The sequence below is a fragment of the Holdemania sp. 1001302B_160321_E10 genome (assembly GCF_015552275.1).
Lineage (GTDB): Bacteria > Bacillota_I > Bacilli_A > Erysipelotrichales > Erysipelotrichaceae > Holdemania.
On record NZ_JADNEM010000023.1, the window covers coordinates 34,342 to 56,332 of the forward strand.

General features: G+C 50.6%; 12 protein-coding genes. 11 read left to right on the forward strand and 1 reads right to left on the reverse strand.

What is annotated here, in order from left to right; all coding sequences use genetic code 11:
* The first annotated feature begins 77 nt into the window (after positions 1–77).
* The 5 genes from secA to I2D94_RS13390 all read left to right on the forward strand — a co-directional run bounded on the left by secA (position 78) and on the right by I2D94_RS13390 (position 8,029).
* Positions 78–2,426, forward strand: a complete 2,349-nt coding sequence (gene secA, locus I2D94_RS13370) for a preprotein translocase subunit SecA (protein ID WP_072685600.1) — start codon at positions 78–80, stop codon at positions 2,424–2,426.
* Between the two features lie 2 nt (positions 2,427–2,428).
* Positions 2,429–3,530 (forward strand): peptide chain release factor 2 gene (prfB, locus tag I2D94_RS13375; RefSeq protein ID WP_139248660.1). Its coding sequence is split into 2 segments (ribosomal slippage): positions 2,429–2,500 and positions 2,502–3,530, totalling 1,101 coding nucleotides; the frame shifts between segments, so codons are not numbered across the junction.
* A 222-nt stretch (positions 3,531–3,752) separates the two neighbouring features.
* On the forward strand, positions 3,753–5,129 hold the full coding sequence (locus tag I2D94_RS13380; protein WP_195397285.1) for a hypothetical protein: 1,377 nt from the start codon (positions 3,753–3,755) through the stop codon (positions 5,127–5,129).
* A gap of 183 nt (positions 5,130–5,312) precedes the next feature.
* Positions 5,313–6,278 (forward strand): carbohydrate kinase, encoded by a 966-nt coding sequence (locus tag I2D94_RS13385; RefSeq protein ID WP_195397286.1) that lies wholly within the window; start codon positions 5,313–5,315, stop codon positions 6,276–6,278.
* Between the two features lie 2 nt (positions 6,279–6,280).
* A complete protein-coding gene (locus I2D94_RS13390; protein WP_195397287.1) occupies positions 6,281–8,029 on the forward strand; it encodes an alpha-glucosidase C-terminal domain-containing protein in 1,749 nt (582 codons plus the stop codon).
* Positions 8,030–8,763: 734 nt separating this feature from the next.
* Here the strand turns inward: I2D94_RS13390 and I2D94_RS13395 are convergent.
* Positions 8,764–9,669, reverse strand: coding sequence for a LysR family transcriptional regulator (locus I2D94_RS13395; RefSeq protein ID WP_072685605.1), 906 nt, complete (start codon positions 9,667–9,669; stop codon positions 8,764–8,766).
* Positions 9,670–9,835: 166 nt separating this feature from the next.
* Here I2D94_RS13395 and I2D94_RS13400 point away from each other — a divergent pair, with 166 nt between their 5' ends.
* The 6 genes from I2D94_RS13400 to I2D94_RS13425 form a co-directional block, all read left to right on the forward strand.
* Entirely contained in the window at positions 9,836–11,806 is a 1,971-nt protein-coding gene (locus I2D94_RS13400) for an endonuclease/exonuclease/phosphatase family protein (protein WP_072685606.1), read from the forward strand.
* Positions 11,807–11,936: 130 nt separating this feature from the next.
* Entirely contained in the window at positions 11,937–12,638 is a 702-nt protein-coding gene (locus I2D94_RS18720) for a LytTR family DNA-binding domain-containing protein (protein WP_072685607.1), read from the forward strand.
* On the forward strand, positions 12,635–13,912 hold the full coding sequence (locus I2D94_RS13410) for a GHKL domain-containing protein (RefSeq protein ID WP_072685608.1): 1,278 nt from the start codon (positions 12,635–12,637) through the stop codon (positions 13,910–13,912). The genes I2D94_RS18720 and I2D94_RS13410 overlap by 4 nt, the downstream gene beginning before the upstream one ends.
* Positions 13,905–14,462 carry an accessory gene regulator B family protein gene (locus I2D94_RS13415; protein ID WP_072685609.1) on the forward strand — a complete coding sequence of 186 codons (558 nt, stop codon included), beginning with the start codon at positions 13,905–13,907 and terminating at the stop codon, positions 14,460–14,462. Before I2D94_RS13410 ends, I2D94_RS13415 begins: the two co-directional genes overlap by 8 nt.
* A gap of 437 nt (positions 14,463–14,899) precedes the next feature.
* A complete protein-coding gene (locus tag I2D94_RS13420; protein WP_072685610.1) occupies positions 14,900–15,310 on the forward strand; it encodes a hypothetical protein in 411 nt (136 codons plus the stop codon).
* Positions 15,285–21,991: DUF6531 domain-containing protein (locus I2D94_RS13425; RefSeq protein WP_229056885.1), on the forward strand; the 6,707-nt coding region annotated here is incomplete at its 3' end. The genes I2D94_RS13420 and I2D94_RS13425, both read left to right, overlap by 26 nt.

A 21,991-nucleotide genomic window follows, 5' to 3' on the forward strand; every position in this document is an offset into this window, starting at 1 on the left:
AAAGGCCGGGTTTGACGGCCTTTTTCTTTGTGTTTTTCGCTCAATTACGATACAATAGGAGCGATGGAGGGACCACAATGGCAACTTTTTTGGACAAACTATTTAATTACGATAAAAAACGATTGAAAGAAATCGAGAAACGCGCTCACGAAGTCGATGCGCTGGCTTCCCAGATGGCAGGCTTGAGCGACGAGGAACTGAAAGCCAAGACCCCGGAATTTCAGGCTCGCTTGAAGAACGGCGAAACGCTGGACGACTTATTGCCGGAAGCGTTCGCGGTTGTGCGCGAAGCGGCGAAGCGGGTGATCGGCGAATATCCGTATCTCGTTCAGCTGATGGGCGGCATCGTTCTGCACGGCGGCGATATCGCGGAGATGAAAACCGGCGAAGGAAAAACGTTAACCTCCGTATTGCCGGTCTATCTGAACGCGCTGGACGGCCGCGGCGTGCACGTCGTCACCGTCAACGAATACCTGGCCGGCCGCGACGCCGACTGGATGGGGCAGATTCACCGCTTCCTGGGCCTGACGGTCGGCCTGAACCTGCGTCAGCTCACCCCGGCGCAGAAGCGTGCGGCGTATAACTGCGATATCACCTACACGACCAACGCGGAAGTCGGATTCGACTATCTGCGCGATAACATGGTCACCCGCGTTGAGGACCGCGTCCTGCGTCCGCTGAATTTCGCGCTGGTCGATGAAGTCGACTCGATTCTGGTCGACGAATCGCGGACGCCGTTGATCATCTCCGGCGGTCAGAAGCAGACGGCCAACCTGTATCTGCAGGCAGACCGCTTCGTCAAATCGCTGAAGGCGGACGAAGACTATGAGATCGACGTCAAAAGCAAGACGGTTCAGCTGACTGATTCCGGCGTGACCAAGGCGGAGAAAGCTTTCCGTGTCAAGAACCTGTACGAGCTGGATCACACCCAGCTGGTGCATCATATTTCGCAGGCGTTAAAAGCCAACTACATCATGATGAAGGATGTCGAGTACGTCGTGGACAACGACGAGATCGTCATCGTCGACCAGTTCACCGGCCGTCTGATGAAGGGCCGCGCGTATTCCGACGGTCTGCATCAGGCGATTGAAGCCAAGGAAGGCGTGTCGATCAAACAGGAAACGACGACGCTGGCGACGATCACCTATCAGAACTTCTTCCGCCTTTACAACAAGCTGGCCGGCATGACCGGTACGGCCAAGACCGAGGAAGAAGAATTCTTAAGCATCTACAACATGCGCGTCATGGAAATCCCGACCAATCGTCCGGTTGCCCGAATCGATTATCCGGACGCGATCTTCGGCACGAAGAAAGCCAAGTTTGAGGCGCTGGTCAACGAGGTCAGGGAATGCCATGAAAAGGGCCAGCCGGTATTGGTCGGCACGATCGCCGTTGAAACCAGCGAATTTATCTCAAAGATGCTGAAAGATAAGAAGATCCCGCATGAAGTCTTGAACGCGAAGAATCATGCGCGTGAAGCGGAGATTATCAAAAAGGCAGGGCAGAAGGGTTCGGTGACGATCGCGACCAACATGGCCGGCCGTGGTACCGATATCAAGCTGGGCGAGGGCGTCCGCGAACTGGGCGGTCTGGCCGTCATCGGTTCAGAACGGCATGAATCCCGCCGTATTGATAATCAGCTGCGCGGCCGTTCGGGCCGTCAGGGTGATCCGGGCTATTCCCGGTTCTATGTCTCCGTACAGGACGACCTGATGGTGCGGTTCGGTTCGGAAAAAATGGAAAGCCTGTTTTCGCAGCTGGGCGACGTTCCGATTGAATCCAAGGTTGTAACGAAATCCATCGGCAGCGCGCAGAAGCGGGTCGAAGGCGTGAACTTCGACGTTCGTAAAACACTGCTGGAATACGACGACGTCCTGCGTCAGCAGCGCGAGATTATCTATGAACAGCGCAACTTCATCCTGGATCACGAAGACGTTCACAGCATCGTCAAGGATATGTTCGACCGCGTCGTCAGCAATCTGGTTTCGGCGCATACCGAGCATGACGGCAAGGAAGAAAAGGTCAACACAGCGGAGCTGCTGGAATCGTTAGGCAAGATGGGCTTCCATGAAAGCCTGACGGAAACCGACCTGGAAGGCAAGAGCATTCCGGAGATCAGCGAGCTGTGCTGCAAGGCGGCCTGGGATGTCTATGAAAGCAAGATTGAGCCGATCAAGGTGCATGTGCTGCCGATTGAAAAGACGATGGTGCTGAAGGTTATCGACCGCAACTGGGTCGATCACATCGACACTATGAGCAAGCTGCGCGACGGGATTCATCTGCGTTCGTACGCGCAGTCCAATCCGCTGCAGGCGTATGTCTCCGAAGGCTATCAGCTGTTTGAGGACATGATGGCGCGGATTGCGCAGGAGGTTGTCACCTTCTGCCTGAATGTCAGAATTGTAATAGAGGAGCGAAAGAAATAACTATGGAATTGTATGAGATTCGACAAGGCCTAACCGCTTCGGTAACGAAGTTAAAGCAGTTAGGCGACTCTCTTTGACCTGGCTGCGAAGCAAAAACAAATTGAAGAACTGGAAGCGAAGATGAACGAGGAACATTTCTGGGACGATCCGAAAGCAGCCCAGAATGTGATCCGCCAGTGCAACGGAATGAAAGAGCTGGAAGCGAAGTACCATCAGATGGAACAGGCGCTGGCTTCGCTGCAGGAAACTGTCGACGAGCTGAACCAGAATTTCGACGAGGAATTGAAAGAGCTGTTGGACATGGAATATCAGGACACGCTGAATCAATTCGAGGATTTCGAGGTGATGGTGCTGCTTTCCCATCCGTATGACAAAAACAACGCGATCCTGGAGCTGCATCCGGGCGCGGGCGGAACGGAAAGTCAGGACTGGGCGAGCATGCTTTACCGGATGTACTGCCGCTGGGCGGAACGGAAGGGCTACAAGGTCACCGTGCTGGACTATCAGGAAGGCGATGAAGCAGGCATCAAGTCCGCCAGTATCCTGATCGAAGGCGATATGGCGTATGGCTATCTGAAGGCGGAGAAGGGCGTGCACCGGCTGGTGCGGATTTCCCCGTTTGATTCCTCCGGACGCCGACATACCTCATTTGCCTCGCTGGACGTCATGCCGCAGTTCTCCGACGAAATTGAAATCACGATTGATGAGAAAGATCTCGACGTCGTCACGATGCGGGCCAGCGGCGCCGGCGGCCAGCATATCAACAAGACCGACAGCGCCGTGCGGATGACGCATAAGCCGACCGGCATCGTTGTTTCCTGTCAGACTGAGCGCAGCCAGATCCAGAACCGCGAGCGCTGCATGAACATGTTGAAATCAAAACTGTATCAGCGCATGATCGAGGAACAGGAAGCCAAGCTGGCAGCGATCCGCGGCGAACAGAAAAACATCGAATGGGGATCGCAGATCCGCTCGTATGTCTTCTGTCCGTACACGATGGTCAAGGACCACCGCACAGGCTATGAAATGGGCAGCGTGCAGAACGTCATGGACGGCGATCTGGACGGGTTCATCTTCAGTTATCTGAAAAGTCAGATTCAGTAAAACAAGCAGGCGTTTTCCGAAAGTCGGAGAGCGCTTGTTTTTTTGTGGCTTCGACGTTGATTTTCAATTCCGCTGGCACGCTTCTATTTGTTCGAATAATCTTTACTTCTGGCTTGGTTATCCTGATTTTATGTATTCTGTGACTTCGCGCATTTCGCCCGTTTTCAAAAAATCTGGGGATGGTATAATGAAGTTAAAGAAGAAAACCAGGGAGGGAAAATCATGAAGGGTTTACGAACAATTTTAGCCGCGCTGCTGGCATTGTCCTTAGTGAGCGGATGCAGTCAGAAGGCAGAACCAACCAGGCCGGGGGAAGCGGCGGTGATCGCAGGGAAACTGAGCGATGGAACGACGTATGAAGCGAGCGTGAAGCTGACAGGTTATCTCAATGCGGATCAGGTGCAGCAGCTGCGCAATTACGACCTGTATGTGGAAGAAGCGGTGGTCGGCGCAGTCGAGATGGAAGTCACGATGAATCAGCTGGAAGGCCGGGAGGTTTTAGATCTGACCCAGGAGTGGGAAGCTTCTTTTCAGACAGAGGAAACAGAGGACGAACCCATTTACGAGTCTTGGGCCATCTATCCGGGAAACTGGTTTCAGGGAATAAAGCCCCTGGCCGGACAGGAAAGCAGCCGGGGATGGATTTTGATCACGAAAGCAAGCGACCCCATGCTGATGGGATTAGCGTACAAGGATCAAAAGGAAGCGCAGAAAGAAATCCAATTTCAAATACCGCAGCCCAACGATTCTGTTTTATCGGAGGATGCTGAATTGAAAATCGGTGAGCCACTTCTGGCGGGAAAGGCAGAGCTGACGGTGGAAGAAATTAAGACGGTAAATTCGGTACTGATGTATCGCAGCGATTCCGGTATGAGTCTGGAAGATGGGGAACAAGGAATCAGTTTACGGCTTAAGGTCAAAAATGGAGAAGACTATGATCTTCATCTTCTGTTGTTCAGTTTGATTTATCATAACGAGGAAGTTGAAATCGGCGGCTATGATCTGTTTGCTGAGGAAGGGGAAACGGAGCTGGAAGTCTATGACTCATTCGATCCGGGAACAGAAAAAATCTTGCGTCTGCTCATTAAACTCGATGCTGACGCAGCTTCTTCAGGAAGGCTGAAGTTGGCGGTGAACGGCCATTGCTTCGGGATGGATTATACGGTGGGTGATGACTTGGACGCTTATCCGGTCTATCAGGAAGGCGATGTGATTGAAACAGCGCAAGATCGTCTGACGATCGAGAAAATCAGCACAGTAACCCGTCTGGACCCGCCGAATACCACCGGCGATTATACCTACATGAAGGCGGATCCGGGTATGCAGCTTTATGTGGCTGAGGGACTGTTTGAAAATCTTGGCTCTGAAACGGTCAAGGCGGAGGAACGCCTGGGGATACTGTGGCAGGAAAATTCCGAATTTGTATATGGCTGGATTATGATTCCGGAAGGAAATGATTTTTTACAAAGCAAAACATTAGAACCTCAGACCCGGACAAAAGTTTGTTTCGTCTTGATGCTGAATGACGATCAGCTGCAGCGAACGGATAAAATCCGAATCGGGGTCGGCGATGAGGTGATCAAAGGCTCCGCGTCGTAAGACACTCAATCAGAAAAGAGATTTCTTATCAGGAATCCTTTTCTTTTTGTTTGAAGAAGCGAAATTCCTGTTTTAATTTTGAAAAAGTGAATGAAAACGCTTGCGATTAGTGTTTGGGAAAAGTTGGGTTCGTGTTAGAATAAGATAAGAAGGACTCATGATCTTGGGCAGGAGGCACTTAAGATGAAAATATGTTCATTTGGCGAAACATTGATCGATTTTACTCCGGTAGGCGTCAGCGAAAACGGAAATATCATATTTGAACGCAATCCCGGCGGCGCGCCGGCGAACTTGGCGGCAGCGGCGGTGAAGCACGGCGTGCAAGCTTGCTTTGTGGGCGAGGTCGGCGACGATATCTTCGGTCAGTTTTTACAGGAAAAGCTGCGCAATCAAGGCGTCGATACGGAATACATGGTTGTCAATTCCCGTTATAAGACGACGTTGGCGTTTGTGCAGTTAGACGAGAAGGGGGAACGGTCGTTCTGCTTTTACCGCAATCCTGGCGCGGACACAATGATCGAAAGTCAGGCAGTAAATCTGCGCGCGATCGACGAGTGCGATCTGTTTCATTATGGTTCCGTGTCGATGACGCATAACCCGGCGCGGATCACAACGTTCGAATTAGTCAAATATGCCCAGCAGAAAGGCAAGATTTTGTCGTTTGACCCGAATCTGCGGATGCCGCTGTGGAACAGTGAGGAAGAAGCACGGCATGAGATCCGGCATGGGCTGCAGTTCTGCGATATCCTCAAGGTTGCGGAAGACGAATTAATTTTTTTGACGGGCTGCGAAACATTGGAAGAAGGCGCGCGGCAGCTCGCGAAGAAATACAAAACGCCGCTGATTTTAATCACCGAAGGAGAAAAAGGCAGTCATGCGCTGATCCACGGCTATTACATTAACGCCCCGACCTTCCCGGTCTCCGTCGTGGATACGACCGGGGCCGGCGATGGATTCTTAGGCTGTTTCCTGGCCAGTTTCTTAAAATCAGGGAAAACATTGGAACAGCTCAACGGCGATGATGTTTATCAAATGCTGCGGTTAGCGAATGCGGCCGGTGCGTTGTCGGTGACTCGAAAAGGCGGAATGCCCTCGTTAGTCACAACCGAAGAAGCGCAGGCTCTGCTCGATCAACATCCGGAGCGCTGACAATGGAAGCGGATGAATTTTTACGGCGGCTTCAACCTTTGAAAGCGGGCATGGAGACGGCTTACTTCCGCGTCTATCAGCCGTTTCACGTCCGGGAAGAAGACTTTGACGCGCTGCTGGCGCTGTTGGATGAACAAGCACAGAAGCGAACTTTAAATTTACAGAGAACCAATCGGCCAATGCCGTGGATTAAACAGGGACCGGCGGGCATGCGGCTTATTTATTCAGATGTACAGACCCCGGCGCAGGTTCATGCGCGAGCACAGGAGCTGAAGGAGCTGGGCGTCGGCTGGGTGCAGTTCAGCGACGTGCCTTTTCCTCACACGGAATCTCTGCGGCAAGCACTTCGGCAGAGGATCGATCTGTGGCATGAGGAGGGGCTGGCGGTCGGGTTGGATTTCGACGTCGCCAGCACCCCGGCAGAGGATCCGTGGGCGCTTCAGGCAATCCGCGGCGACAGCGCGATGCAGCAGCGGTACTGGATGATTTCCGATCCGAAGCTGGCGGCGCTGTTCAGTCCGTTTTCTAAAGAAAAAGAAAACGGCGACTTTTTGCGGCTGGATGAGATTGGACAATATGTATATCGTCATCCGCAAACCGGCGGCTGGCTGCTCGACTACAAGAATCCGCAGGTGCTTGCGGGCATGTTGGAACGTTTCTGTGAACTTGTCAGTTTCGGGGCGGATGTGATTGAGCTGAAACAACTGGATTCAATGTGGAAGGAATGCAAAGCTCAGCGCTTGTATCCGCAGGTTCCGGATTTGTTTGCGCTCTTCGCGGCGGCCGGAAAACTGGTGTGTCCGGATGTTCTGGTCATGGGTCACAGTGAAGCGGGGGCGAAGGATTTACAGATTCTTTCCCAACGGACGCCGGCGGGAACCGCTATCGTCGATCAGGGATTGATGATCAACGGTTGGAATTCTCTGGCGACGCGCGATACGAAAATGCTGCAGGGCGATCTTGTTTTCCACGCCTTGAATTCGTCAGCGATCGCGGTTCATCCGGTGGGCGAAGATCAGGGGGTAGTTTGGAATTTTAATGAGGAAGCGGCGCGGATGCGGGGCTGGGATCCGGACTGTCACCGGCAGTTTCTGATGGATTTTTATACAGGACAGGCGCTGGGCAGTTTTGCCGAAGGGGAAAGCGATCGGGAAAGCGGACGGTGTTATGGAACGCTGGCCAGCTGGGCTGGCTGCGGCCGGGCTTTGGACGGACATGAGCCTTATGAGTTGGAAAACAGCTGTCGGCGGATTTTACTGCTGCTGGGACTGAACCTGGCTTTGCGGGGGATGCCGCTGCTTCAGGATGGGGATGAACTTGGCGCGCTCAACGACGCCAGTTTCCGACTGGATCCGGAAAAGGAAGGCGACCGCCGCTGGCTGCAAAGACCGGTTTATGTGGAAGACAAAGCCCGGCGGCGTTATCAGCCGCTGACTGTGGAATACCGGATTTTCCAAAGCCTGAAAGCCATGCTGCAAGTCCGGGCGGCGGACCCGGATTGGAATGAAGGTCGGGAACAGATTGGGAATGTTGGCAACGACGCAGTGTTGGCGTTCGTTCGTGCCGCTGAACAGCGTCGGCTGTTGTTTTTATTCAACTTTACAGAATCGCCGCAATACTGTGCGCTTACTTCCTTATTTAATAAGGAGGAACAGGCGCGGGAATTGCTGACGGGCCGAAGAATCCGCGGCAGTCAGGAGAGCTTGGACCTGAAGGCTTACGAATTTCTGTGGCTGATCGTCGAAGCCTGAGAAATTAAATCTTATTTAAAAGATAACCTCTTTTCCAGTTTAAAAAATGAAAAGAGGCTACTAGAGACTACCGAAAGAGTCCCCTGAACAATCACAAAGACAGTTGTAAATTGATACAACTGTCTTTTTTCATATCTTTAAAAATGTAAGAATTGTAGCCTCAATCCGTTCAAAAATATAGTATATTTCCATGAGTGAACTGCGGAATTAAAAGGGTCTTATTGAAAAATTCAGGACAGCCTGAAGGCATAATCTTGCCCTTAATTCTCGTAGAATGAAATGATCATGCATCCAGGAGTGACAAGGAATTTCGATACAGCATTGCTGAACTTAAACCACCTCTTTACGCTGCTTTTTCGCAGCTCTACAGCAAGCTGAGCATCTTCTGTTACGCCTGTAATCCAAATCAGGTCTATAAGGAGATGCCAGAGATGAAAAGCAGTCGGATTGAGAGGATCGAATAGAAGTTGATGGAAAAGATTTCAACGGAATAATGAGGGATAGCCGAGAAGATGAAATACGCTTCGTAATCTCTTTCTTTCGTTTTTTTCTTAAATTTCTGTTTTTCAAAAAGAATAACTCTTCGCAGAAATGCAAAAAAGCAGGCAATACTTTCATAAACAATATTCCTGCTTTTATCACTCCTGCAATTTATGTCGGATCCTGCTTTATTTTTATGCGAAATCTCTGTTTGTCATCTCTTCTTCATTCCAAGATTAGCCGGAAGAATTGCTTTAATGAGTACCCAGCTGTTTGAGATGCTCCGCCAGATCCTGATAAATCTGATCGAGCATGCCCGGATCGGCATGATGCGGCAGATAAACCATATTCAGTTCCCGCTTCAGGACAAAATCATTCACCGGGATTTCAACTAACGTGCCCTCAAGCAGTTCCGGATGGATGATATCCGCGTGCAAAAAACCGATGCCGCAGCCGTTTTTGATCAATGTCTTCATGACGTTCATGCTTCCGCACTGCACTAAACCGGCGAAGCTTTCGTAAGAAAGATTGTGTTCTGCCAGACCGGTCGGCAGGATTCCGCGCATCCGCGATTCCTTCTGCCGCACAACTAACGGATAATCGATCAGGTCGTTCAGCATGACGTCTTTCTTCTGCGTCAGCGGATGGCCGACCGGGACAACCAGCCCCATGTGCGTCATCTTGATCAGCCGGCTTTCATACACCGCTTTGTCGAAGAAGCCCTCGACTAACGCGAAATCGATCTCGCCCTGATCGAGCGCTTCCAGACAGGCCGTCGTCCCTGAGATTCGCATGCACAGCTCGGTATTGGGATTCTCCCTCATCCAACGGCAGACTAACGGCGGCATGATGTACTCGCCGAAGGTGAAGGTGCAGTCAAACCGAAGCAGACGCCGGTGCTCCTGTTCCTGCCGCAGCCGTTCGATGATGTCCTGACTTTGCACCTCCAACGCTAAAACCTGCTGATAAAACCGCTGCCCCATTTCCGTCAGCTGCAGCCGCCGATTATAATATTCAAACAGCTTGATGTTGTAGGTTTGCTCCAGGTAGCGGATATGCTGCGACACAGCCGGCTGGCTCATGTGCAGCTGCTGGGCTGTTTTCGTGTAATTCAGCGTCTTGCTGAGAAGCAGAAAGGTTTTTAAGCGATAATCCAGCATGCTATCCCCTCGATTCTGATCTTATTATACCATAAGACGAATTTATGAATAACGAAATCTTACTTATCCATAAGAATCATGAATAGACAACAGCGGCGAAGATGAGTACACTATATTTAAGGGCAGACGTCAACCTGCTCGCATTCGTTAACAACAGGAGGATACCATGAAAAAAATAATGAAATTCACGCTGGGCTTACTGCTGCTGATGCTGCCGGTCACCGGCTGCAGCGCTTCCTCACAGACTTCATCAGGAAGCTCTAACCCGGTTACGCTGCGCATTGGGACGTGGAATATCGCCGCGAAGAATCATCCCGATACCCAGGCGATGGCTGAACTCTTTGCCCGGCATCATCTGGACGCCGTCGGCATTCAGGAAGTTGACGTGCTCAACGACCGCAATCCGGTGGATATGGTCCAGAGCTTTGTAAATGAGGATTATCCCTATGCTCATTTTGCCAAAGGCCGCGATTTCGCTAACGGCGCATTCGGGGTCGGCATTCTTTCCCGCTATGAACCGCAGGCCGTCAGCTCGATCCCGTTAGAAAGCACCGGCAGCCGGGCGACCAAGACGCTGGAGCGCGTCGTCATTGATAAGGACGGCGTTCAGATCGCCTTATACAACACCCATTTAAGCTGGGAAAACCTGGATTTGCGTCGCCGTCAGATCGCGCAGGTGATCGAGCGGGTGAATGCGGATCCGATAGAATATAAAATCATCACCGCGGATTTTAATACCGATCAGCACGCTTACGAATATTCGATGTTTCTGGATAATTTCAATCTTGCCAACGGGTATAACGGAATGTGGTACGATACCTACCGCGAAGGCGACGATCCGTCGATGCAGGTGCTGACAATCGACAATGTATTGTGCACGAAGAATATGCGGATTACGGATATCCAGCGGGTGGAGAGTGAATTGTCCGATCATGATTTGTTTTACGCTGAATTTGAATTGTTAGGCGAAGTGGAAGGCACGGCCAATTCGGGCAACCGGGCCTTAGGTCAGAGCGTCGTGGTTTCTTCTGTCAACGAAGAATGTTCACCGTATCTTTTAGTCGATTATGACAGAAAGACGCCGTGGGTTTCTGACGTTGCGGAGGCGCAGACGATTACGATTGAGCTGAACGAGGTGATCACCGTGGAACAAATCAACGTTCTGTGGGGCGCGGTCCGTGCGGGAGACTATGCGGTGTCCGGATCGGTCGATGGGGAAACCTTTGAACCAATCGCTGCCGTTGAAAAAGTGACGGACAGCGATGCGATTTCCGCTGAAAAGCAGGAAGTGAAGTTTGTGCGCCTGGACTTGTCAGGCAAGCAGGCTGCGGATCAAGGTTATGAAATCACGGAAATTGAGATCTTTGGCGATCCGGTCCGAAGATCGGCGGATCCCGCTGATTTGTTGGCGAACGGCAGCTTTGAGGAAGCCGGCGATGTGTTGCCGTCAGGATGGCGTCTGAAGGAAGATCAGCCGGGTTCTGCGGCGCTGACAGCTGCGGTCGATACGCAGACTCAGACAGAAGGCAGTCAGTCGCTGGCGCTGAGAGCAGCGGGAACCGACGCTTCTGCCGCCGTGGTGCTCAGCACAGAGCTGGAATTAAAGCCGAATACCACCTATCAACTGGTTTTCCATCATAAAGCAGCCGGCTTGAACAGCGACAGCTTCGGTCTGGAAATGACGCAGAAAACGGCGGCGGGCGAGATCATCCCGACGCATCAGGTCCAGCTGAACGATAATCTGTGCATGAGCGAAGACTGGGCGGTTTACCGCTATGATTTTGTTACGGCGTATTCTGCCTCGACGCTGGAGCTGGGCTTTAAGCTGGGCGGCGCTGAAGGCACACTGTGGCTGGATGACGTGCAGATCCGGGAAGTGACGCCGGTTCAGAACTTGTTTCTCAGCGCGGAAAAGAGCGGACTGAAGCCGGGAGAAACGACCCGTGTCACCTGCGAAGTTGTGCCGGAATCCGCGGATGATGTCCCGCTGCATTGGTTTTCCAGCGACGAGAGCGTGGCGGTCGTGGATGAGCAGGGTGTCGTGACGGCGATTCAGCCGGGTAAAGCTTATATCGGTGTGCGCGGCGACAGCGAACTGAATGTGGAGTCTTCCTTGTTGATGAGTGTGGAAGAATAAAATATTAGTGTTTGAATAATGCTGGACTCTCGAATTTTATATTTGGAGGTTCAGCTTTTTTTTGTAGTCTTTTAAAATTTATGTTATAAATAGAATTATAAGATAACTTGAAAGAGAAGGAGATAAAAACGTGATCAAAGCAGCGATAGTCGACGACGATCTGGAATTTCTGGAAGTCATGGCCCATGAGCTTGAGAAAACGATGGTATTCACCGAAATTAAAACATCCAACGATCCTCAACAGTTTCTCGCCAAGCTTAATCAGGATTCTCCAGATGTTTTATTTTTAGATATTGAAATGCCAAATGTGAATGGTTTCTTCGTCGCCAAAGTCTGCCGGGAATTATCTCAGCCGCCGATAATTGTTTATGTTACGGCTGAGGAACAGTACATGGCTGAAGCCTTTGGCTCGCATATCGTCGGATTTCTGATAAAATCAAAGCTGAAAACTCAATTACCAAGACTTATTGAGAAAATTCGTGAAGAAGCGGCTTATTATCAGGTCAGCGTTGAAACTGAAATGGGCCGGCTCATGATCAGGCAGGATCAGATTCTTTATCTCAGTTGTTTCAATCGAAGCATCACGCTCTATTTGAAAAGTGGAACAATGGTAAAATTGAAAGGCCGCGTTTTAAACGAAGCTGTGAAAGCCCTGGCCATGGATGAAATTTTGGTCCAGATTAATCGCTCTGAAGTAGTTAATTTGATGAATGTGGAAAAGATTAGAGATAATTCCGTTTATCTCTGCGGATTAAACCGGCCGCTGCTTGCCAGTAAGTATCAGAAGTCAGAGGTACTCCGGCGTTTCTCTGACTTTAAGGTGAGAACATGATTCGCGCCGCCATTGAATTCAGTTTCTGTCTGCTGGAAATGATCAGCGTGACGCTGCTCGTTCAGAAGTTTTTTGTTCTGCGCAGGCAGGGGTTTGTCGTTGTACTGTCCATTCTGGGATTTGCGCTTATCGAATATTCGATGGAGTTCTGGACGGTGGATCCGGCGCTGTTGATTCCGTTTATGCTTATGAATATGATGGTGATGATCCGCTTCTTTTTTCCCGGCAAAACAAGAACGCTCATTGCGATTATTTTGGTGTTTTACATCGTTGAAGGAATTCTGTCTGCCGTCTCTATTCAGTTTTTGACCTTGACAGCGAAGGTTTCCGCAGCGGAGCTGATGCAGGAAAGCTGGCTGCGGACGCTTGGCGGCTACTTTAATAAGTTCGCGGTTCTGATTCCCATTTTGTTTATGAAGCGAAAGCCGGAATTGCCGCAGGACGAAGGTTTTGACTGGAGTTTCAGATGTTGCGCGTTTCTGTTATTCCTCTGTGTTTATATCAATTATCAGATCTGCGGCATCTTCAGCGATGACCGCATCCGTATTCTATCCTTGTTGATCAGCGCGGTCTTATTCGGCTGTTTCGTTTTGATGACATGGATGTTCCAGCAGTATTATCGCGTCGCTGAAAGTAAGAAACGGCTTGAGCTCGAGCATAACTGCAATACCCTGAAGGAAAACTGGCTTGCGGAAACGCTTGAAAATCAGGAAAAATTCCGGAAACAACGGCATGATCTGAAGCATCTGTTAGGAATGCTTGAATATTATTTAAAAGAGCAGCGGAATCTGGAAGCGCTCGCTTATGTCAGAAGTACCATGAAAGTCGTCGAGACAATTTCGAAGAAGGAGCATACTGGAGATCCGATTATCGACAGTCTTTTGAACCGGACGATGGAAAACGAACCAGAAGTTCAGTTTCATTTGGAAACGGGTCATATCCAATGGCCGTTAGAAGAATGGAGCACTTGTCTTTTAATCTCCAATCTGCTTAGCAACGCTGTGGAGGCAGCCAGGCAATCACCACAAAAGGAGATTGAGTTCTATTTGAAGGAAGATGATTCTGTAATTTATCTGACCTTGATCAATTCAGTCATGCCCGGCCGGCGAGTCAATCTGAATCGAAGCTCGAAACCGGACTTTAAAGAACACGGGTATGGTATTCAAAGTATTCGCTCGATTGTAAATCAAGCCCGGGGCGAACTTGATCTTCATCAGAATGGAGATCGTTTTGAGGTCCGGATTTTATTGCCGAAGGAGGAAAATCATGCGTAACTGTTCTTTGCGGTTAGCCCGCCGGCTGAACGCTCATTTAACCGAACCGGTTAATGAGAACGAACTGCGATTTGGAATCGAGAATTTGCTGATTCAGATGATATTAGTTCTTTGCATGAGTCTGATCGCAGCCCTGTTCCATGTCTTCGGACCGATGCTTCTGTTTATGCTGAGCTTAGTGGGTGTCCGCTCGTTCACCGGCGGAATTCATTTGCGTCAATTTCACCAATGTGTAATCCTGACCAACATCCTTTGTTTTGGCAGTCTTGCCCTCTGCGCTTATTTTACAACCCCTGTTTTCTACGGGCTGCTTGAAGGTCTGGCCGTACTTGCCATTTGGCGCTGGGCTCCGGATATGCGGTATAAGCGGCGTAAAACCGAACAAGATCGCCGCCGCGCCCGAAATATCAGCCGGATTCTATCCACTGCCTTAGCACTGCTTTCTCTTTTTGAAATGGGAATGATTAACCAGGGACCGGGCCGGATTCTGGCCTGTTCCCTGACGGCCACCGCGGTTTCGTTAGCCTTGGCTCAGCGGACAGCTTCTTGAAAAGATTCGTTTTCAGGAAGCTGTTTTTTTTATAAATTATCAGTAAAGAAAGCGATTGGCTGCCTGAACTGTCTATTCGCTCCCAAAAACAGCCTATTGGCTCCCAAACGGCAGACATTTTTAAAAAATTCCCTATAATGAAATTATCAATGTCGAAGAAAGGGGGAAAGGGGAATGAAGCAGCGTTTCTGGAAAATGGCAGCGGCGCTTGTGCTGGCTGTCGGCGCGCTCAGCCGTTTGACGATTTCACAATGGGGCTGGTATCAGCCGGAAGAAGACTGACTTGGCAGTTTACAACATCAGGGGGAAAAGAACAGGGAAATGTTCGCCGACGTGATGAAGGAAGGTTGACTGAGCGTTGACGATAAGATAATTCATTTCTCCTTTTGCCTATGATAGCTCATAGGCGTTTTTAGTATGCACTTCAGGAGGTCTTTATGCAGGGAAAACGAATATTCATTCTGATTTTGATTCTCGGTCTGCTGGGCGGCTGTCAGCCTCAAGCGCAGAAGAGCGCGGAGCAGCAGTTTTTGCAAACGCTGCAGCGGGGACAGGCAGAGCTCGCGTCTTTATTTGAAAACGGCCAGCCTCAATCTTCCGCATGGCTGCAGCAGCTCGGCGACCTGGGCGGGCAGTGGAGCCGGATCCAGGAATCGTATAACGGAAGCGACGAAGAGGTCGCGGCGTTAGCGCAGGCCTATGAAACGATGGGTGAAAGGGTTTGTGTTATCGCGGAAGCTTTGAAGAATCAGGAATCAGAGAAAGCGATTGAAGAATTGGAAAACTTAAAGTCCGAAGCAAGAAAGAATGGGGAAAAAGTCAATGAAATCGTTAAGCGGTGGAATTAAGAAACTCATGATCTGCTTGTTCAGCTTTTGTATGCTGGTGCAGAATACCGACAGCATCCGGGCGGTGAATGAGCGGCGAATTGTTGAAAAGTACAACCAGACAGGTCCGTATTACAATGTGGATATCACGGAGAATGATCCGGTCAACAATGAGGAGTCGGAAGAACAGCCATCCCAACCGGAAACGACGCTGGATGGAGAACCGCAGCCTTCGTCAAGTCCGCAAGTTACGGCCGAACCGGAGCCGACGCCGGAAATCACAGCTGAGCCGACGGTTCAGCCTACCGTTGAACCGGCTCCGGAGCCAACTGCGGAACCCACGGTCGTTCCGACGATGACGCCGCAGCCGACGATGACGCCTGCCGTCACGCCGTCTGCCGCACCGACGGTCACGCCCTCTGCCAGCGCCGCGCCGCTGGAATTTACGCAGACGGAAACCAATCCCGCCGATCCGCAGCCAGAGGATTTTGCGGATCCGGAAATTGTGGATGAAAGAACCGTTATTTATACCAACAAGGAAGACCAGAATCTGAAGAAAATGGTGATGGGCGTCATTCGCAATTATAAAACGGAAGACGGCTTTGCCCCGATTGATACCCAGCTGACGCCGGCGGTCAATCTGCTTTCAGAGGAAGGCCGCGATGTTTTCGTGCAGAACACGGCGAACGTTGTCCGCAGCTATTATCCAGCGGATTCTCAAACCGGCGTTGTCTTGGAAAAAGACGATGTCCGCGTCACCGTGATTCCGCAGCTGAAGCAAATCGGTGAACCAAGCGCAGAGGGCGCCCAGCTGATCTATCCGATGGAGCATCAGATCAATCTGCGGTATACGGTGATGCCGGCCTGGGTCGAGGAGGAGCTTGTTCTGTATGAAAAGCCGCAGACCGCTTCTTTTACCAGTCGGATCACGGTGGAAAACGGCGCCGTCCGACCGGGCGACGAACACGGGGTAATCGTCGTGGATCAAAACGGGCAGCTTGCCTTACTGATCCGCGCGCCGAAAGCCAAAGACGCCGCCGACAACGAAACGGAAGTCCGCGTCGCGCTGAATGGCGATCAGATCGAATACAGCGTAGATGAGAGCTGGCTGATGAGCGACGACCGCGTCTATCCGGTCGTCATCGACCCCAACTATTTCGGCTATGCGCACAACGGCACGGACGTCAGCGTATCGCAAAGCCGACCGACCAAGACGCTCGGCAATCCGAATATGGAAGCCGATAACTGGGTGTTGAAAAACTACGACGACGCATTCCTGTTTATCGGCAATCATCCGCGTTATTCCCATGCTTTCAGCTTCTATAAGATTAACGATGACCGGATGAACGAAGTGCTCAAAGGCAAATACATCAAAAAAGCGACGTTGAACATCATTCAGGGAAAAACCAAACCGGGCACGACGAATGAGTTGCTCGCCTGCAGCATTCCGGGTACTTACGATATTACAAAAGCGACATATCTGAACATGCCGACCAATTACGACTGCTTTACCAGCGACTGGACCTGGGAAGGCTTCTGGCTGCATACGCTGGATATTACGCCGTATGTCAAGGATGTCGCGGAAAACAACAAGCCGAATAACGGCGTGCTGCTGACGCTGAAGGATCCGGATTCCAGTTATCTGGAAATGTATGCGTCGGAATACTATTACATCACCGGTACCGGAGAAAACACGCCGTATGTCGAAGCGGAATACTATGACAGTCCGGACATCACCATGACCGACGTCAACCAGTTTACCTGGAATGTCCGGCCTTTCGTCAAGTACGATTTCAAAGAAGGTCTGGCGTATCTGGTTGCCGTGGGTTTCGACGGAACCGCGCCTTACCATGCCCAGACAACCGTCACGATCAAAGACGGGGAAACTGTGAAATTCACCGAAACGATGGAAGCGGTGGATAACTTTTACCGTTACCCGGAATATCCGGAAATTGAAAAAGCTCAGAGCTACAACGAAACGAAGGTCAGCAATTACCAAACCGGGAAGTTCTTTGACAGCTTTGAGCCGGGAAAATTATATACCGTGCAGTTCCAGTCGGTGAAGGGAACGCAGAAAAGCACGGTGAAAGAAACCTATTTCAGAACCTATGAGGTCAAGGGGTTTGATTTAGTCAGTTCGATCGCCTCATTCTACGGCATCACCAAGGAAACACTGATGCAGGATAACAATCTGCAGGATGAGCTGGTCACCCAGGGCAATATCCTGTTTATCCGCGAACCGCAGAAAAACAAAGACGTTGATTATGTGGAAGAGGATTTATCGACAGATCAGAAAAAGCAGGTGGACGCGGCGCTGCGCGGACGGGATGTGCAGTGCGAATTCGGTTTTGAGCCGATCAACCTGAACACCGGCAACTTCATTCTGGAAAGTCAGGATTTCGCAATGAACGTCCTGGAGGAAAGCTTTACTTTCTCCCGGGCCTACAACAGCAGCGCGGCCGGCGTCTTCGGTATTTTCGGCATGGGCTGGGCGTTCAGCGGACTTTCCCGGATTTCCAGTGATGATCAAGGCGCCACAGTCATTTTAGAAGACGGTACCAAGTATTATTTTGCCAAGCAGAGCGACGGCACGTTTGTCAATAACCTGACGACGGTCTTTAAGCTGACATGGGATACCGATCATTTCGTTTTGAAAAATCAAGACACGACCTGGGTTTACAATGAACAGGGATTTGTGACGAAGAACCTGGACAAGCAGGGCCGCGAAACAACCTATACCTACAAACAGGGCTTGCCGGATACGATTACATTAAAAGACGGCAAAACGATAACCTTCCATTACAATGCCGAGAATCTGGTTGACGAGATCCGGCTGGGAGAAAAGGATAAGGTCAGCTATGGCTACGACACGAATCTGAATCTGATCTCTTTTACCGATCAGACCGGCGCGGTGATCGAGTATGCCTATGACGCCGATCATAACATGACCTCGTGGAAGAATCAGAACGAAGCGCTGGTCATCACCAATACGTATGACGCCAATCACCGCGTAACCAAGCAGGTTGACGGCGAAGGCAATGTCATGACGCTGGAATATCTGGAAGGCCGCACGAAAACCACGGATGCCAAAGGTAATGTGGAAACCACCTGGTTTGACGCCAAGGGTCAGACCACCAAGGTGGAATACGCGGATAACCGCCAGGTATTAAAGACCTTTGTGAATGGTTTGTTAACCGAAGAAACACTGGAAAACGGCATTCGCTGGAGCTATACTTACGACCAGAACGGCAATCAGCTGACAGCGGCGCGCAGCGATGGTTTTAAGGAAACCCGGACGTATGACGCGAATAACAACCTGCTGACAAAGTCGAATACTGCCGGACAGAGCGAAGCCTGGACCTATGATGCCCGCAGCAACAAGACCAGTCATACCGATGCGTTGGGGCAGACCACAACCTACGCTTATAACGAACTCAACCAGATGATCAGCGAAACCGATCCGCTCAAGCATACGACGACTTATGAATATAACGAACAGGGCCGGGTAAGCAAGGTCACCTATCCGGATGGTACATTTTATACTTATACGTATAATGCGGCCGGATATCTGTTGACCGCGACAGATCAGGATAACCGGAAAACGACGCATGTGCTGAACGCACGTAATGAAATCGTGCAGATCATCAATCCGGACGGCGGCACAAAATCGTTTACCTATGACGCCGCGGGTAACAAGCTGTCGGAAAGCGATTTTAACGGCAACGTCACAGTCTACGAATATGATCTGTACGGCAACGTCGTAAAAATGACCGATCCGCTGGGTAACGTCACAACTTATACTTATGATTCAAACCAGAATCTGATCAAGACGACTTATCCGGACGGTGCGGAGACGACCCGCACGGTGGACAGCCGCGGCCGCACAGTTTCCCAGACGGCCAACGGACTGACGAGTACCTATACGTACAATCAGTACGGCGTCGCAACGGAAACCAATGCACACGATCAGACGAAAACCTTCACTTATGACGCGCTGGGCAACATTGTAAAAACAAAGGACTTCGACGGTCTGGAAACCACATCCACTTATGATGTCCTGGGCCGGGTTCTGACGACGACTGACAAAGCCGGCAACGTGACCACGTATGCCTATGACGCGAAGGGACAACGGACCAGTCAGACAACCTCGCGGCAGAAAATCATCTATGAATATGACGCGCTCGGTCATGAAATCAAACAGACGCTGACCAGCGACAATCAGGTCAAGGTTACGGAAAAGGGCTATGATGGCATGGGCCATCTGATCAGCGTGAAGGATCCGCTAGGCCATACGACGACGTATACGTATTCCAAGGGCTTAAAAACAAAAATGACCGATGCCCTGGGGCAGGAAACGATTTACGCGTATGACGCTCTGGGCCGGGTTATCAGTGAAACCAGCGCGGATAAGAAGGTTCGTCGTTGGAGCTATGATCACGAAGGCAATATCCTCAGCGCCACAGATACCAACGGCCAGACGACAACTTTCGTTTACAATGGCAATCAACAGCTGATCGAACAAAAGGATGCTTTGAACAATCGGACGACGACCACTGTCGACAGCCGCGGCCGCACAATCTTAACGACAACGCCGCTTGGCAATAAAACCGGTTTCCAGTATGATATCCACGGCCGTTTGACGCAGAAGACGCGCAATGGCAAGGTCGTTGAAAGCTATGTCTACGATCAGTTTGGAAATCTGACGTCTCAGACCGTCCAGGGCTTAACGACGACGTTTGTTTACGACGCTTACGACCAGCTGATCAAAACGACCGAGCCGACCGGTCTGGTCACGGAAAATGTGCTGGATGAGCGGCATCGTTTGACGCAGGTGAAAGTGAACGGCGAAATCAATCACACTTATACCTATGACACCTACGATCAGGTGATTTCGGAAACGGACGCTTACGGCAGTACGACAACCTATAAAATCAACGCCGACGGCCGGATTCTTCAGAAAACGGGTCACGGGATAACGACGGATTATACTTATGACGCCAACGGCAACTGCCTGAGTCAGACAGACAGTCTGAAAAATACCAAAGTATTTGCCTATGACGCACTGAACCGCCTGACAAGCGAGACGATCAACGGCGCAGAAATTCTCTACGTTTATGATCTGCGCGGTCATGTCACCCAGCTGACCGACCGCAACGGCAATGTAACCGCAACAACTTATGACGGAGAAGGCAATCTGTTGTCAACGACCGCCAACGGCCATACGACACAGTCCGTTTACGATGCGGTAAATCAGAAAATTACGGAAAAGGTCGATAACCAGACGATCCGGCAATGGGCCTACGACGCTGACGGCCGGCTGATCAAGGAAACCGACGGACTGGGCGGCGTCACGCAGACGGTTTATAACCCGGCAGGTCTGGTTTCCAAGACGGTTGATCCGATGGGCTACGCGACGGAATATACTTATGACGAGCATGATAATCTGACCCTCAGCAAAGACGCCAAAGGAAATACGATCCAGCGGCAGTACAACGCGCTGAATCAATGTGTGAAGGAAACATCGAAAATCGGCGGCGTCACAGCTTATGAATACGATCTTTTCGGCAATGTCAGGAAAACGACCTATCCGGACGGCGGCGTGGAAACGTTCACCTACAACGCCAAAAATCAAAAGGTCAGTGAAACGAAGACCAACGGCTCGGTTTGGAAATATTCGTATAATGCTTACAATCAGCTGCTGAAAACGTGGCAGGATGATGTTCTGATTGAAGAAAACGTTTACGACGCGATCGGCAATAAGATTGAATTCTATGACGCGCTGCGCAACAAGACGAGCTGGCAGTATGATAAGACCGGCCGCGTCATCCTGCAGAAGAACGCGCTGAACCAGACGCAGACCTACACCTACGACGAAGAAGACCGGATGCTGAGCAAGACGGATGAAGCCGGGATTACGACGGTCTATACCTATGACGCGGCTGACAACGTCCTGAGCGAAAAGGTCAATAACGCGAAGACAACGCGCTGGACGTATGACGCCTTTAATCAGGTGCTCAGCGAAACCGATCCGACGGGCAGCACAACCCGGTACGAATATGATCTGAACCAGCGCCGGATTAAGACGATTGACGCGCTGGATCATGTTCAAACGGTGGAATACAATGCCGCCGGTTATGAAATTGCAGCGGTGGACGCCAACGGCAAGCGTTATGAAAAGGTTTACGATGAAGTCTACAACTTGATTCAGGAAAAAGATCCGCTGAAGCATATCGTTACCTATACTTACGATGCGGCAGGAAACATGACTTCCGTTCAGGACGCCCGCGGCTTTAAGATCAATTATACGTTGAACAAGATGGGCAAGGTCACGCGGCGGTATTATGATCAGACGGAAGTGCTGTACGTCTACAATACTTCTGGCGAACTGATCAAAGCGACGGATGAAGATAAGAAGTCGGAAGAATATACGTATGATAAAAACGGAAATCTGTTAACCTTGAAGCAGAAAGACGGAACGGTCATTACCTATACTTACGACGCTAATCAGAATCTGCTTTCCAAGCCGGATGCCGCATTTACCTATGACGCGCTCAACCGGGTTATCACGATGAACGATGATCAGGGCAAGACCGAATATACCTATGACGCGGCAGGCAACACCACACAGGTTGTCCGGGACGCCAAAACGATCAAGTATGAATATGACGCCTATGGCAACCGTACCAAGATTGTCTATCCGGA